Below are 15,381 nucleotides of genomic sequence, written 5' to 3'. Positions count from 1 at the left end.
CACGCCATACGCGGACGGTGCGTGCCCGGCGGAAACCGCCGGGCACGCACCGTCCGGACGTGCTCGGGTGCGGAGGTCAGCCGACCTCGGGGTCACCCTTGGTGTACGAGAGCCGCTCGACCTGACCCGACTCGAACTCGTCGTCGACCTTCTTGCCGTTCACGAAGAGATCGATGGCCCCGGCGTCGCCGAGGACGAGATCGACCCGCTCCTTGTCCTGGAAGGTCTTGGAGTCGCCCTGGTTCAGCAGCCCGTCGAAGAGCAGCCGCCCGTTGTGGTCCTTGGCCGAGATCCAGCTCTTGCCCTCGGTGGCGCTGAGCCTGACCGTCACCTTGTCCCTGGGGGCAGCGGCGATGGCGCTCTCGGAGGGCGCGGGCTTGGGGTCGGCGGGCTTGGTCGCGGTGGGCTTGGGGGTGGTCTTGTCGGGGGTCGAGCCTTCGGCGACCTGTGCCGCGCCCGACCCCTCGTCCTCGCCGTTGAAGAGCGTGAAGCCGACGAAGCCGACCACGGCGACGATGGCGGCGACCATGGCGGCGGTCCAGTTGGGCCGACGGGGTTCGGAGCGGATGCGCTCCGCCTCGAACAGCGGTGCCGCGGGGGTGGGCGCGGGACGCCCGCCGTGCTCGGCGTCGAATTCCTCGATCAGTGGATCGGGGTCGAGCCGTACGGCACGGGCGAGCATGCGGATGTGGCCGCGTGCGTAGACGTCGCCGCCGCAGCGGGAGAAGTCGTCCTCCTCGATCGCGTGCACGATGGGGATGCGCACCCGGGTGGAGCTGCTGACTTCCTCGACCGTCAGACCTGCGGCGATACGAGCCTGCTGAAGCGCGCGACCGATCGAAGGCCGGTCGTCTTCGGGGGAGTTGCCGATGGACACGGGGGCGCCTTTCGAGCGTGAGCCACCTGCTGGATGTTCAGTCTAGGGGTGGTACGAAAGGGTGGGGCAACCGGGAGCGACGACTTTGTACGCCATCGGGTTCGCCGGACAGCCCCTCGGGCAGGACGGAGATCGGAGGGCGCAACGGATCATCCCGCTGGTCCTCCTTTCAACTTGACGTACGGCCGGGCGAAACGGTTGCCCGCAAAACTCCTACGAAGCGGTTTCCCCGCGGATGACGGCCAACACACCGTCGAGTTCGTCCGGTTTCACCATGACATCGCGCGCCTTGGAACCCTCGCTGGGACCCACGATATTGCGCGACTCCATCAGATCCATCAGCCGACCGGCCTTCGCGAAGCCGACGCGCAGCTTGCGCTGAAGCATCGATGTCGAGCCGAACTGGGTGGACACGACGAGCTCGGCCGCCTGGCAGAGCAGATCGAGATCGTCGCCGATGTCCTCGTCGATCTCCTTCTTCTGCTTGGTGCCGGCCACCACGTCCTCGCGGAAGACCGGCGCCATCTGATCCTTGCAGTGCTGGACGACGGCCGCGACCTCGGCCTCGGTGACGAAGGCGCCCTGCATACGGGTCGGCTTGTTCGCCCCCATCGGCAGGAACAGACCGTCACCCTTTCCGATGAGCTTCTCGGCGCCGGGCTGGTCCAGGATGACCCGGCTGTCGGCGAGCGACGAGGTCGCGAAGGCGAGCCGGGAGGGCACATTGGCCTTGATCAGACCCGTCACGACATCGACCGAGGGGCGCTGCGTGGCGAGCACCAGGTGGATGCCGGCGGCACGCGCCAGCTGGGTGATGCGGACGATGGAGTCCTCGACGTCGCGCGGGGCCACCATCATGAGGTCCGCCAGCTCGTCGACGATGACCAGCAGGTACGGATAGGGCGAGAGCTCCCGCTCGCTCCCCTCCGGTGCCTTCGCCTTGCCGGTGCGCACCGCGTGGTTGAAGTCGTCGATGTGCCGGAAACCGTAGGCCGCGAGGTCGTCGTAGCGGAGGTCCATCTCCCTTACGACCCACTGGAGTGCCTCGGCGGCCTTCTTCGGGTTGGTGATGATCGGCGTGATGAGGTGGGGGATGCCCTCGTAGGCGGTGAGCTCGACGCGCTTCGGGTCGACGAGCACCATCCGTACGTCCTCGGGCGTCGCCCGCACCATGACGGAGGTGATCAGGCAGTTGATGCAGGAGGACTTGCCGGAACCGGTCGCTCCGGCGACCAGGACGTGCGGCATGTTCGCCAGGTTGGCCATCTCGTAGCCGCCCTCGACGTTCTTGCCGAGCGCGACCAGCATCGGATGGTCGTCCTCCGCCGCGTCCGCGAGGCGCAGGACGTCACCGAGGTTGACCATCTCCCGGTCGGAGTTGGGGATCTCGATGCCGACGGCGGACTTGCCGGGGATCGGGGAGATGATCCGGACGTCGGGGCTGGCGACGGCGTAGGCGATGTTCTTGGTGAGGGCGGTGATCCGCTCGACCTTGACGGCGGGTCCGAGTTCGACCTCGTAGCGGGTGACCGTCGGGCCGCGGGTGAAGCCGGTGACGGCGGCGTCGACCTTGAACTCCGTGAAGACGTTGGTCAGGGAGGCGACGACCGCGTCGTTGGCGGCGCTGCGCGTCTTGCCCGGACCACCGCGCTCCAGCAGGTCCAGGGAGGGCAGCGCATAGGTGATGTCGCCGGAGAGCTGGAGCTGCTCGGCCCGGGCGGGCAGCGGCAGCGGCCGCTCGGGGGCGGGCTTCGTCAGATCGGGGACGCCCCCGGAGGACACGTCCTTCTCCACACCTGCGTCGCCGGCCGGGGTCTTCGCGGCCGAGCGTGCACCGGGCACCGGGGTCGCGGTCCGCTCACGTTCGGTGGAGACGCCCTGGGTCAGATCCGCGACCACCGGGGAAGGGGGCATGCCGTTGAGCACCGCTCCGTCGAGCGCGGCTGCCGCCGCGGCGGCGACGTCCACCGCGTCCAGGGTGCGGTTCATCGCGGGCTGCGCCGACGTCCTGCGGGGCCTGCGCCGCTTGGCCAGCGCCTCGCCCTCGGCCTGGTCCGGGTCGTACGCGTCCGGTCCCGCACCGCGGGCCCCCGGCCTCCGGGAGCCCTCGGGCAGCGCGTCGCGCCACTGCTCGTCGTAGCGCTCGTCGTCGCTCCCGTCCTCCTCGCCCGGCACGTACACCGGGTCGACGATGCCGAGCCTTACACCCAACTGCCGCATCCGCCGGGGGATGGCGTTGACCGGGGTGGCGGTGACCACCAGGAGTCCGAAGACCGTGAGCAGCAGGAGCAGCGGGACGGCGAGGACCTCGCCCATCGTGAACACGAGGGGCTGGGAGGCGGCCCAGCCGATCAGCCCGCCGGCGTCCTGCATGGCGCCGGTGCCGTCCTCGCGGCCCGGCGATCCGCAGGCGATGTGGACCTGGCCGAGCACGCCGATGACGAGGGCGGAGAGCCCGATGACGATGCGGCCGTTGGCCTCCGGCTTCTCCGGATAGAGGATCAGCCGCACGGCGACGGCGCCCAGCAGTATCGGCACCAGCAGATCGAGCCGGCCGAACGCCCCCGTCACCAGCATTTCGACGAGGTCGCCGACGGGGCCCTTCAGATGCGACCAGGTGCCCGCCGCGACGACCAGAGCGAGGCCGAGGAGCAGCAGGGCGAGTCCGTCCTTGCGGTGCGCCGGGTCGAGTCCCTTCGCGCCGCGCCCTATGGAACGGAACACCGCCCCGACACCGTGCGCGGTGCCCAGCCACAGCGCGCGGACGAGCCGGTACACGCCCCCCGTGGGGGACGGTGCGGGCCTGGGCGCGGCTTTCTTCGCGGCCGCCTTCTTGGCGGGCGCCTTCCTGACGGGCGCGGTCTTCTTCGCCGCCGCCTTCTTGGCGGGCGCGGCTTTCTTCGCCGGTCCCTGGGTACGGCCGGCGCGCTTCGCGGTGCCCGCCGTGCCCAGGGAACCCTTGCCGGACGTACGTGAGGCCATGTGACTGAGGTTACCGGTGCCGACGGCGGTGGACACGTGTGCCCACGGCTTCACCCGTCCGTGTCGCCCTTGCGCGGGTGGTGAACTGACGCACCCTCAGGCGGTCGCGGGTCAGCTCTGCGAGGGCAGGGTGGCCGCGGAACCGCCCGCGCCGGGTTCCAGCGCGTCGAGAGCGCGGCGCAGCCCCGTGAGCTTGCGCTCGAGATGGGCGGCGGTGGCGACGGCCCCCGCGTCCGCCGATTCGTCGTCCAACTGCTTGGAGAGGGCCTCGGCCTGCTCCTCGACCGCGGCGAGCCTCGCCGAGAGCTCGGCGAGCAGACCGGCCGGCTCCTTCTCGTCGGCGCCCTGGTGGGCACCGCCTTCGAGCTGGAGCCGGAGCAGCGCCGCCTGTTCCCGGAGCTGGCAGTTCTTCATGTAGAGCTCGACGAAGACCGAGACCTTGGCCCGCAGCACCCAAGGGTCGAAGGGCTTCGAGATGTAGTCCACCGCGCCTGCCGCATAGCCCCGGAAGGTGTGATGCGGACCGTGGTTGATCGCCGTCAGGAAGATGATCGGGATGTCACGGGTCCGCTCCCGCCGCTTGATGTGCGCAGCCGTCTCGAATCCATCCATACCGGGCATCTGTACGTCCAGCAGAATGACCGCGAAATCATCCGTGAGCAGCGCCTTGAGCGCTTCCTCCCCTGACGATGCCCGCACCAGTGTCTGATCGAGCGCAGAGAGGATGGCCTCCAGCGCCAGCAGATTCTCCGGCCGGTCATCGACCAGGAGGATCTTGGCCTTCTGCACCATGGCCCGCCCTCCTCGCCCCGGCATCGCACCGGGTGCCGCCCCAGGGGACGACTCCCTTACGCCGTCCGTCCTTGTGCCGGTCATGGTAGCCGCACCCCGCCCGTCACCACACCCTGTCACCGCGATGTCACTGTGCACATAGCGAAAACGCGGTCGAAGACCAGAAGGTTCCCCGGAATCGGCCCACTCACACTCCTCCCGACAGAGTCGGTCGACGGATTCCGGTGAACTGCCGGGCGCCTGGTCACTCTCCGCGCATCCACTTCTCCATCACCGACAGCAGATGATCGGAATCGACCGGCTTGGTCACATAGTCGGAGGCCCCGCAGTCGATCGCCTTCTCGCGGTCCCCCTTCATCGCCTTGGCGGTCAGTGCGACGATCGGCAGACCGGCGAACTGCGGCATCCGGCGGATCGCCGTCGTCGTGGCATAGCCGTCCATCTCGGGCATCATGATGTCCATCAGTACGATCGTCACATCGTCGTGCTGCTCAAGGACTTCGATGCCCTCGCGCCCGTTCTCCGCGTACAGCACCGACAGCCCGTGCTGCTCCAGCACGCTGGTGAGGGCGAAGACGTTGCGGATGTCGTCGTCGACGATGAGCACCTTCTCGCCCTGGAAGCGGAAGGTCCTGCGGGGCTCCTGCTCCTCCTGCGCGCTCCTGACCCACTCTTCGGGCGCCGCGGCCGGTGCCTCGCCGGAGGCGCCGTTCGCCAGGGCGGGACGCTGCGTCGAGCCGCCGAGGGCCTTGCGCCGGCGCCTGAACACCCCGGCGGAGTTGGCGGGATCGCCCAGGGGCTGTTCGCCGCCGTTGTCGTGCGAGGACTCCAGGCGCAGGGCACCGTCGCCGGGACCGCCCTGGATCTCGACGGGCCCCGGCCCCATCTGCGGGTAGCCCTGCGGCGGCAGCTCGCTGGGGTGCAGCGGCAGGTACAGCGTGAACGTCGAACCACGTCCCGGTTCGCTCGCGGCGTGAATCTCACCGCCCAGCAGGCGCGCGATCTCCCGGCTGATGGAGAGGCCCAGCCCCGTCCCTCCGTACTTGCGGCTGGTCGTGCCGTCCGCCTGCTTGAACGCCTCGAAGATGACCAGCATCTTGCTGGAGGCGATACCGATCCCGGTGTCGGTCACCGAGAAGGCGATCAGGTCACCGTCGGCGTCGCGCAGCGAGCCGGCCTCCAGCAGGTGCTCCCGGATCGAGTTCGGCACGTCGGCGCCGGCCGGCCGGATCACCAGCTCCACGGCGCCGCTGTCGGTGAACTTCACCGCGTTGGACAGGAGGTTGCGCAGGACCTGCAGCAACCGCTGCTCGTCCGTGTGCAGCGTGGCGGGCAGCTCCGGGGAGACCCGTACGGAGAAGTCGAGCCCCTTCTCCGCGGTGAGCGGCCGGAACGTCGCCTCCACGTAGTCGACCAGCTGCACCAGCGCGATCCGCGTCGGGCTGACGTCCATCTTGCCCGCCTCGACCTTGGACAGATCGAGGATGTCGTTGATCAGCTGGAGCAGGTCGGAGCCCGCGCCGTGGATCGTCTCGGCGAACTCCACCTGCTTCGGCGAGAGATTGCCTTCGGCGTTGTCGGCCAGCAGCTTGGCCAGGATGAGCAGCGAGTTGAGCGGCGTACGCAGCTCGTGGGACATGTTGGCCAGGAACTCGGACTTGTAGCGCATCGAGACGGCGAGCTGTTCGGCGCGCTCCTCCAGGACCTGCCGCGCCTCCTCGATCTCGGTGTTCTTCACCTCGATGTCGCGGTTCTGCTGAGCCAGCAGCTCGGCCTTCTCCTCCAGCTCGGCGTTGGAGGCCTGCAACGCCTTCTGCCGGTTCTCGAGCTCCTGCGATCGGTCACGCAGCTGCTCGGTGAGCTCCTGGGACTGTTCGAGGAGCTTCTCGGTCTTCGTGTTGACGCTGATGGTGTTGACGCTCGTGGCGATCATCTCGGCGAGCTGGTTGAGGAAGTCCCGCTGGATGTGGGTGAACGGCTGGAACGAGGCCAGCTCGATGACACCGAGGACCTGCCCCTCGAACAGCACCGGCAGCACGATCACGTGCGCGGGCGGCGCCTCGCCGAGCCCCGACGAGATCTTGAGATACCCCGGCGGCACGTTGTCCACCTGGATCGTCCGCTTCTCCTCCGCCGCCGTCCCGATGAGCGTCTCACCGGGACGGAAGGAGGTCGGCATCGAGCCTGCCGAGTAGCCGTAACTGCCGCGCATGCGCAGCTCGTACGCACTCTCGTTGCCGCTGTCGGATCCCACCTCCTCACCGTCACCGGTGCTGATGGCGAGGAAGAAGGCACCGTGCTGGGCGGAGACGACCGGAGTCAGCTCGCTCATGATCAGCGAGGCGACGTCGTCCAGGTCGCGGCGGCCCTGCATCAGACCGGAGATACGGGCGAGGTTGCCCTTGAGCCAGTCCTGTTCCTTGTTGGCGAGCGTGGTGTCGCGCAGATTCGCGATCATCGTGTTGATGTTGTCCTGCAGCACCTGGATCTCGCCGGCCGCATCGACATCGATCTTGAGGTTGAGATCGCCCCGGGTCACCGCGGTGGCGACCGCGGCGATGGCGCGCACCTGACGGGTCAGGTTCCCCGCCATCTCGTTCACCGACTCGGTGAGGTCGCGCCAGGTCCCGTCGACGTCCCGGACCCTGGCCTGGCCGCCCAGCTGCCCCTCGGTACCCACCTCGCGGGCCACCCGGGTCACCTGCTCGGCGAAGGAGGACAGCTGGTCGACCATCGTGTTGATGGTGTTCTTGAGCTCCAGGATCTCACCGCGCGCGTCGATGTCGATCTTCTTGGTGAGGTCGCCCTTGGCGATGGCCGTGGTCACGGTGGCGATCTGACGCACCTGTCCGGTCAGGTTGGACGCCATCGAGTTCACCGACTCGGTCAGGTCCTTCCACGTACCGGAGACTCCGGGGACGCGCGCCTGGCCGCCCAGCTCGCCCTCCGTGCCCACCTCGCGCGCGACCCGGGTCACCTCGTCCGCGAACGAGGACAGCGTCGTCACCATCGTGTTGACGGTGTCGGCGAGTTCGGCGACCTCTCCGCGCGCCTCGACGGTGACCTTCTTCGTCAGGTCGCCGTTGGCGACCGCGGACGACACCCGGGAGATGTTGCGCACCTGGCTGGTCAGGTTGTTGGCCATCAGGTTGACGTTCTCGCTGAGGTCCTTCCAGATGCCCGTGGCGCCGCGCACCCTGGCCTGGCCGCCGAGGATGCCCTCGGTACCCACCTCACGGGCCACCCGGGTCACCTCGTCACCGAAGTTCATCAGCTGGTCGACCATGGTGTTGACCGTCGTCACCAGTTCGAGGATCTCGCCCTTGGCGTCGACGGTGATCTTCTTGGAGAGATCGCCCTTGGCGACGGCGGTGGTGACCTCGGCGATGTTGCGCACCTGGAGCGTCAGGTTGTTCGCCATGCCGTTGACGGACTGCGTGAGGTCCTTCCACGTCCCGGAGACCCCCTGCACCTCCGCCTGCCCGCCGAGGATCCCCTCCGTGCCCACCTCACGGGCCACCCGGGTCACCTGCTCCGCGAAGTTCGAGAGCTGGTCGACCATCGTGTTGAGGGTGTTCTTCAGCTCCAGGATCTCGCCGCGGGCGTCCACGTCGATCTTCTGCGACAGGTCGCCCCGCGCCACCGCCGTGGCGACCTGCGCGATGTTGCGGACCTGGGCGGTGAGGTTCCCGGCCATGCCGTTCACCGAGTCCGTCAGGTCACGCCACACGCCGGCCACACCCGGCACCTGGGCCTGGCCGCCGAGACGCCCGTCGGTGCCCACTTCGCGCGCCACGCGCGTCACCTGGTCGGCGAAGGCGGAGAGCTGGTCGACCATCGTGTTGATGGTGTTCTTCAACTCCAGGATCTCGCCCCGGGCGTCCACGTCGATCTTCTGCGACAGGTCACCCCGCGCCACCGCCGTCGTCACCTGCGCGATCTGCCGCACCTGCGAGGTGAGGTTCCCCGCCATGAAGTTGACGGAGTCGGTGAGCTCCTTCCACGTACCGGAGACACCGTCGACGCGCGCCTGACCGCCCAGGCGGCCCTCCGTGCCCACGTCGCGGGCCATCCGGGTCACCTGGTCGGCGAAGTTGGACAGCTGCGCCACCATCGTGTTGACGGTGTTCTTCAGCTCCAGCATCTCGCCGGCGACATCGACGGTGACCTTCTGCGAGAGGTCACCGTTGGCCACGGCCGTGGTGACCTGCGCGATGTCACGCACCTGGCCGGTGAGGTTGCGGAAGGCGGTGTTCACCGAGTCGGTGAGGTCCTTCCAGGTGCCCGCCGCACCCGGCACCTCGGCCTGGCCGCCGAGGCGGCCCTCGACGCCGACCTCCCGGGCCACCCGGGTCACCTCGGAACCGAAGGCCTGGAGCTGGTCCACCATCGTGTTGACGGTGTTCTTCAGCTCCAGCATCTCGCCGGCCACGTCGACGGTGACCTTCTGCGTCATGTCACCGCTGGCCACCGCCGTGGTCACCTGCGCGATGTCACGCACCTGCGTCGTCAGGTTCCGGAAGACCGTGTTCACCGAGTCGGTGAGGTCCTTCCAGGTGCCCGCCGCACCCGGCACCTGGGCCTGACCGCCGAGCAGACCCTCACCACCGACCTCGCTCGCCACACGCGTCACCTCGTCGGCGAACGTACGCAGCGTCTCGGTCATCTGGTTGATCGTCTCGGCGAGCTGGGCGACCTCGCCGCGGGCGCTCACCGTGACCTTCTGCGAGAGATCGCCGTTGGCGACGGCCGTCGTCACCTCGGCGATTCCGCGTACCTGGGAGGTGAGGTTCCCGGCCATCGTGTTGACGGAGTCGGTGAGGTCCTTCCAGACGCCGGCCACACCGGGCACCGTCGCCTGCCCGCCCAGCTCGCCCTCGGTGCCCACCTCACGGGCGACCCGGGTCACCTCGGACGAGAACGACGACAGCTGGTCCACCATCGTGTTGACGGTGTTCTTGAGCTGGAGCATCTCACCGGCCACATGGACGGTGACCTTCCGTGACAGGTCCCCCTTGGCCACGGCCGTCGTCACCAGGGCGATGTCACGCACCTGTGCGGTGAGCCGGTAGGCCATCGTGTTCACGGAGTCGGTGAGGTCCTTCCAGGACCCGGACATGCCGCGCACCTGGGCCTGGCCGCCCAGCTTGCCCTCGGTGCCCACCTCGACCGCGACGCGTGTCACCTGTTCGGTGAAGGCGGACAGCTGGTCGACGAGGTTGTTGACCGTGCGGGCGACCTTCAGGAACTCCCCGCGCAACGGGCGCACGGTCTCGTCCACCGCGTGGGTCCGCAGCTCCATCCGCTGCTCCAGGTCGCCGTCGGCGACCGCGGAGAGCACACGCCCGACCTCGGACACGGGCCGCGCAAGGTCGTCGACGAGCTCGTTGGAGGCGTCGATGGCAGCCGCCCAGGAACCCTCGCAGGCCCCGGTCTCGAGGCGCTCGGTGAGTTTCCCCTCGCGCCCGACCACACGCCGCACACGGGCGAGCTCGCCCGTCAGGTGCAGGTTGCGGTCGGCCACCTCGTTGAAGACCGCTGCGATCTCCGTGAGCACGCCGTCGCCGGAGACGGTGAGCCTCCTGCGGAAGTTGCCGTCGCGCATCGCCACGAGCGCAGCGAGCAGTCTGTTCAGAGCTGCCGCGTCCACATCGATGGTCCCATTGCGCTGCTTTTTCACGGACTGCCCGCCTTTTGTGCGCGTTCCTGAACCCCGCGCCGCCACGCCAGACTCCACCGTGTCCCTCCCGCAGGGGTTGACCGTATCGCTCGGGCCGTTATCGGAAGCTTGCCCATGTCCACTCTGGCTCACCGCCACAGCACACCGTCGACGGGTGACTATGCGGTCGTCAAATCGTTGAAACGTACCAGGCCGGAACGGGAGGGCGGGGAAGGTCTCACGGTCATCCCATTTCCCTCACCGGGGGCCCCATAGTTGTGCGCCCGGCGCACAACCACTGGGTGCCCTGCGTACCCAAGTCTGCCCTCGTGTACCCGGGACACCTGGCGAGCGTCTAGCCTGGCAGGCGAATCGAAGCGGCGACAAACGGGCACAGGACTCGGGGAAGCGACGAGACACCAATGGGGAGTGCTGTGATCACCGCGCGCGCGGCTGCCACCTTCGATCCGGTCGGACGCTCGGTCGCGACCGCCCGCGCGTTCGTCCGCGACACCCTCCAGGGGTGGGGTTACACCGACGTCGTTGACGACGCCGTCGTTCTTACCAGTGAACTCGTGACCAATGCCGTCGTGCACGCGGGCACGGCCGCCGATGTGCTCTGTCTGCGCACCGAGGACGGCGTACGCGTCGAGGTCGCCGACCACTATCCGGAGCGTGAGGTCCCGCTCCAGAGCTCGGGTCTGGACTTCGGCAGCCCCGATCGCGAAGGCGGCCGAGGGCTGCTGCTCTGCGCGGCACTCGCCTCCCGCTGGGGCGTCGAGTACACCCCCACGCACAAACATGTCTGGTTCCAGCTCGACCTCCCGGAACGCCCCGTGGGTGTCCGCTCCGCCAGCCCCGTGCTGCCCACCGCTCTGCTGCCGGTCGCGGAACCACGCGTACGGGTGGCCGTCGTGCAGATCGACGGCTCCGGCTCCATCGCCTCGTGGAACGACGACGCCACGTTCCTCTTCGGTTACGCCGCGGAGCAGGTCGGCGGAAAACAGCTGACCGACTTCGTGGCCTGGCCGCACACGCCGGGTACCAACACCGGCATCGCCGATGCCCTCCAGCTCTCCCGGTGGGAGGGCAGCTACGGCATCCGCGGCGCGGACGGCCGGATCATCCCCGTGTACGCCTCGCACCTCCGAGTCCGCGACGCGGACGGCGAGCCCTCCACCGTCTGCCTCCTCGTGCGCGACTACGAACGCGCCGTGCTCCAGACGCCGGTCCGCGCCCCCGTCTCCGACACCTCGGCCGAGAACCGCAGCACGGATCCGTTCGAGATCTTCATCGGCTCGCCCGCTCCCGACGACCTCGACGGACTGCTGCAGCGCACGGTGGAACGCGCCCGCGACATGCTCGATGCCGACGCCGCCTTCCTGCTGCTGGCCACCGACGACGAGACGGAGCTGGAGGTCCGGGCGACGACCGGCCTCCCCTCGGCCCGCCAGCGCTTCGCCCGGGTGCCCGTCGAGGCCGGCACCGGGCGCTACGGCTCCGCCCGTATGCCCGCGGTCCATGAGGACCTCACCGTCGTCCCGGGCGCCGTGCCGCTGCTCGTCGACACAGGGATGCGCTCCGTCGTCACGGTCCCTCTCAAGGTCGAGGGGCGTCTCACCGGTTCTCTCGGGGTGGCGGCCGAAGCCGCGGGGCGCTACTCCAACGAGGAGGCGCTGCGGCTGCAGTTCGCGGCGGACCGTATCGCCCTGGCCGTCGAGTCGGCCAGGCTCGGCGAGCTGGAACGTCTGCGCCGTGGCTCGCTGTCCTTCCTCGTCGAGGCGTCCGACCTCCTCGCCGGCACGCTGGACCGGGATCAGACACTGGCGCTGATGGCCCAGATGACCGTGCCCACCCTGGCCACCTGGTGCGCCGTCTACACCATCGCCGACCAGTCCTCGGAGCCGTACCTCTCCTACGTCCTCCACGAGGACGAGGAACGCATCGACGGCCTGAAGGCCCTGCTCTCCTCCATCGACCCTCCCGACCCCGTCCCCGCCCCGGGCGCCCGGCTCTGGCCGGTACCCGCGGAAGCCGGGCACCAGGCAGCCCTGCGCACGTCCAAGCGCACCCTGGGCAGGGACGCGCCGCTGAGCATGGGGGCAGCTGCCCGCACCGTCCTGGCCACGGCGGCCGCTGTGGGGGGCGAGACCGTGGTCCTGCCCCTGGTGGCCAGGAACCGCGTGATCGGCATGCTCACCCTCGGCAAGCCGTCCGACGAGCACTTCCGCCAGGAGATCCTGGAGCTGGCCGAGGACCTGTCCCGACGGGCCGCTCTCGCCCTCGACAACGCGCGCCTGTACTCGGAGCGCATGGCCATCAGCCAGTCGCTGCAGCGCAGCCTCCTGCCGCCCGGCCTGCCCGACGTGCCCAACGTCGAGATCGAGGTCATCTACCGCGCGGCGGGCGAGGGCAACGAGGTCGGCGGCGACTTCTACGACGTGTTCCCCATCCGCGACGGTGCCTACGGCTTCGCCATCGGCGACGTCTGCGGCACGGGCCCTGAGGCGGCGGCCGTCACCGGCCTCGCCCGGCACGCCCTGCGCCTGCTGGCCCGTGAGGGCTTCGGCGGCCCGGCGGTGCTGGAGCGGCTCAACGCCGCGATCCTGGACGAGGGCGCACGCAGCCGCTTCCTCACTCTGCTCTACGGGGAGTTGTGGCCGCAGGAGGACGGAAGCGCCCTCCTGAAGGTCGTCTGTGCCGGCCATCCTCTCCCGCTGCGTCTGCGCCAGGACGGCTCCGTTGAGGCGGCGGCCGAACCCCAGCCGCTGCTGGGCGTCATCGAGGACCTCGAACTGTACGAGCAGGAAGTCACCCTGGATCCCGGGGATGTGCTCCTGTGCGTGACCGACGGAGTCACCGAACGCCGCGAGGGGGCTCGCATGCTGGGCGACGACGGCCTGGCCGATGTCCTGTCCATGTGTACGGGCCTGACGGCCGGCGCGGTGGCGGGCCGCATCCTGCGGGCGGTGGAGCGCTTCGCTGCGGAGCCCGCGTCCGACGACATGGCCATCCTGGCCATGCGTGTCCCGGAGCCGCAGAACGTCTAGGACCTCCGACTGGTCATATGGCGCTTTCAAGGCGGACGTCACCGGGTACGACGAGGAGCAGCGAAAACATCGGAACGCGCGGGCGATCAGCAGGTTGAAGCAGCACCGGGCGGTGGCCACCCGCGTCGACAAGCACTGTTGCGTCGGCTTCGGCACAGCCCGGGTACGGCAGTTCTCACGATCCGCCTGCGCATGATCGACGGAATCGCTGCGTGGCACTGAGCCGACCACGTGCTCCTCGCCGTCCCTGTCAGCGGCAACCTGCACCCCCACTACGAGGGGCGGAGAACGGGATCGATCTCTGCCAGGCTCTGGTGCAGACGACGGGCCCCGGCGGCAACGCGGCTGTCGGCGTCGCCCGACAGCTCCTCGCAGAGCCGCAACGCCTCGTCCAGGTCGGCCGAGAAGATGCTGAAGACGTCGAGGACTGCGGTGTGGATCCAATCGGCGTGGTTGTCGTTGGCAACTGCCAGGGCGGACGCGATGATCGTCAGTCCGGCCTTGTCCCTCCGACGAAGCAAGCCCTCCGCGGTTCGCCTGGTGACGAAGGTGTCACCCGGATCGAGCACAAGGCCCAGCAGCGGCTCTACGGCCTCCTGCATGTCGGCGAACCCTGCCAGGCTGTGCCCGGCATCCGCGCGGTCACGCCAGTCGTCGCTCCGTCCGAGCTCGCCGAGCGCCACGACGGCAGCACACCGCAGGTCACTGTCCATGGATTCGTGCGACCTTCCCGCCGTCCTGGTCAAAATGTCAGCGGCGCCCTCCCGGGTGATCGGCAGAACCGCCCTACCCGCATCACTCAGCAGACGAGTTCCCGTGAGGCCCCGTCTGCTGTGGACCGCCCGTGCTGCTCGACTCTCCGATGCGCGCGTCCGGCTCCAGTTGCGGGCGTCCGGCGGCGGGGATCAACCGGAGTCGCCCGTCGCCCCGTCGGTACGCTCCCGGAGAAGGTCTGCATGGCCGTTGTGCCGGGCGTACTCCTGGATCATCACGACGTAGACCCATCGCAGGCTGAAAGAGGCTCCCCGTGCCGACCGGAACGTCTCGTCGAGGTCCCGGCCGGCAGCTGCCGCATCGCTCAGACGAACCTCGGTCAGGAACGACGCGAAGGCCCGGGGCGCATCCCCCGCGTCGACCCCGTCCAGCCCCTCGTTTCCGTCCTCCGGGCCTGTGAAGACGTCTCCGAGAGCCTCACCCGCGAAGCTCCGCCGGAACCACCAGCGCTCGATCTCCGCCATGTGACGGACGAGGCCGAGGAGACTGAGCGAGGACGGCTCCACCGTCGTCCTGGCCAGGTCCACCGACTGCAACCCGGCGCACTTGGCCATCAGTGTCTCCCGGTGCCACTGCAGCCACCCCTCCAGCATCTGACGCTCGGGGAGAGTGCCCAGGCTGCCGAGATCCACGGTGCGGACGACCGGCGGTGCTGTCCATTCCATGCGCTCACCTTGTCCGTCGTGGTGGTCTGATCCGCCTGGGAAACCGGCTCCGGCCTGACATCGTGCCGCCATGGCCCTTCCCTCGCCCGATGTGGAAGGTCAGGTGCCCACAGCGGCGACGACCCCGAGGCCGGCGGCACCTGGTGCTGCGTAGGCGTGCGAGCTCGGTGGCGAGGGTACGGAAAAGGCCCCCGCCATCGGCGGGGGCCTTTCTCTGCTGAGCCCCAATGCGGAATCGAACCGCAGACCTTCTCCTTACCATGGAGACGCTCTACCGACTGAGCTATTGGGGCCTGCTGCCTTGCGGCAACGAGGTAAAGCATACCCCGAACACGGGGGTGCTCAGAACCACCAGTTCGAAGAGATCCACGACGCGTCGCAGCGCGCTTCGGCCGCGGTTGCGACGACGGTTGCCGCCTCGGCCTCGTCCGAGCACGACGCGGGTCCCACACCTCGGGCCGGCGACGCTCACGAGTGAGAGTCGGCGCCGGAACGCAGAAAAGCCCCGTGCCACAAGGGCACGGGGCTTTCCCGGAATAATTGTTCGGCGGCGTCCTACTCTCCCACAGGGTCCCCCCTGCA

The 15,381-nt window shown here is 69.1% G+C and carries 7 protein-coding genes and 1 tRNA gene; 1 reads left to right on the top strand and 7 read right to left on the bottom strand.

Going from position 1 to position 15,381, the window contains the following annotated elements; genetic code table 11:
- Positions 1-76: 76 nt before the first annotated feature.
- From ACFC51_RS28975 to ACFC51_RS28960, 4 genes are all read right to left on the bottom strand, one after another.
- The gene (locus tag ACFC51_RS28975) at positions 77-877 is read right to left on the bottom strand and encodes a helix-turn-helix domain-containing protein (RefSeq protein WP_376380255.1); all 801 of its coding nucleotides are present in this window, start codon (positions 875-877) and stop codon (positions 77-79) included.
- A 213-nt stretch (positions 878-1,090) separates the two neighbouring features.
- Entirely contained in the window at positions 1,091-3,859 is a 2,769-nt protein-coding gene (locus tag ACFC51_RS28970) for a DNA translocase FtsK (RefSeq protein ID WP_376380258.1), read from the bottom strand.
- Positions 3,860-3,970: 111 nt separating this feature from the next.
- Positions 3,971-4,651, bottom strand: coding sequence for a two-component system response regulator (locus tag ACFC51_RS28965; protein ID WP_376531665.1), 681 nt, complete (start codon positions 4,649-4,651; stop codon positions 3,971-3,973).
- A 244-nt stretch (positions 4,652-4,895) separates the two neighbouring features.
- The gene (locus ACFC51_RS28960; RefSeq protein WP_376531663.1) at positions 4,896-10,331 is read right to left on the bottom strand and encodes a HAMP domain-containing protein; all 5,436 of its coding nucleotides are present in this window, start codon (positions 10,329-10,331) and stop codon (positions 4,896-4,898) included.
- A gap of 413 nt (positions 10,332-10,744) precedes the next feature.
- On the opposite strand from ACFC51_RS28960, the gene ACFC51_RS28955 reads away from it, so the two are divergent.
- The gene (locus ACFC51_RS28955; RefSeq protein WP_376531661.1) at positions 10,745-13,360 is read left to right on the top strand and encodes a SpoIIE family protein phosphatase; all 2,616 of its coding nucleotides are present in this window, start codon (positions 10,745-10,747) and stop codon (positions 13,358-13,360) included.
- 272 nt (positions 13,361-13,632) lie between these two features.
- Here the strand turns inward: ACFC51_RS28955 and ACFC51_RS28950 are convergent, their stop codons facing one another.
- From ACFC51_RS28950 to ACFC51_RS28940, 3 genes are all read right to left on the bottom strand, one after another.
- Positions 13,633-14,073, bottom strand: a complete 441-nt coding sequence (locus tag ACFC51_RS28950) for a hypothetical protein (RefSeq protein WP_376531659.1) — start codon at positions 14,071-14,073, stop codon at positions 13,633-13,635.
- 192 nt (positions 14,074-14,265) lie between these two features.
- Entirely contained in the window at positions 14,266-14,799 is a 534-nt protein-coding gene (locus ACFC51_RS28945) for a DinB family protein (RefSeq protein ID WP_376380271.1), read from the bottom strand.
- Positions 14,800-15,019: 220 nt separating this feature from the next.
- A tRNA-Thr gene (locus ACFC51_RS28940) sits at positions 15,020-15,092 on the bottom strand.
- Positions 15,093-15,381 lie beyond the last annotated feature (289 nt).

Origin of the sequence: Streptomyces sp. NPDC055962, assembly GCF_042270185.1 — a bacterium.
GTDB lineage: Bacteria > Actinomycetota > Actinomycetes > Streptomycetales > Streptomycetaceae > Streptomyces.
This window is presented reverse-complemented; position numbering and strand designations above follow the sequence as displayed.

Excerpts from the sequence above, each read along its gene's own strand:
- ACFC51_RS28950 (WP_376531659.1), bottom strand. The coding sequence starts at position 14,073 with ATGGACAGTGACCTGCGGTGTGCTGCCGTCGTGGCGCTCGGCGAGCTC.
- ACFC51_RS28965 (WP_376531665.1), bottom strand. The coding sequence starts at position 4,651 with ATGGTGCAGAAGGCCAAGATCCTCCTGGTCGATGACCGGCCGGAGAAT.
- ACFC51_RS28945 (WP_376380271.1), bottom strand. The coding sequence starts at position 14,799 with ATGGAATGGACAGCACCGCCGGTCGTCCGCACCGTGGATCTCGGCAGC.
- ACFC51_RS28970 (WP_376380258.1), bottom strand. The coding sequence starts at position 3,859 with ATGGCCTCACGTACGTCCGGCAAGGGTTCCCTGGGCACGGCGGGCACC.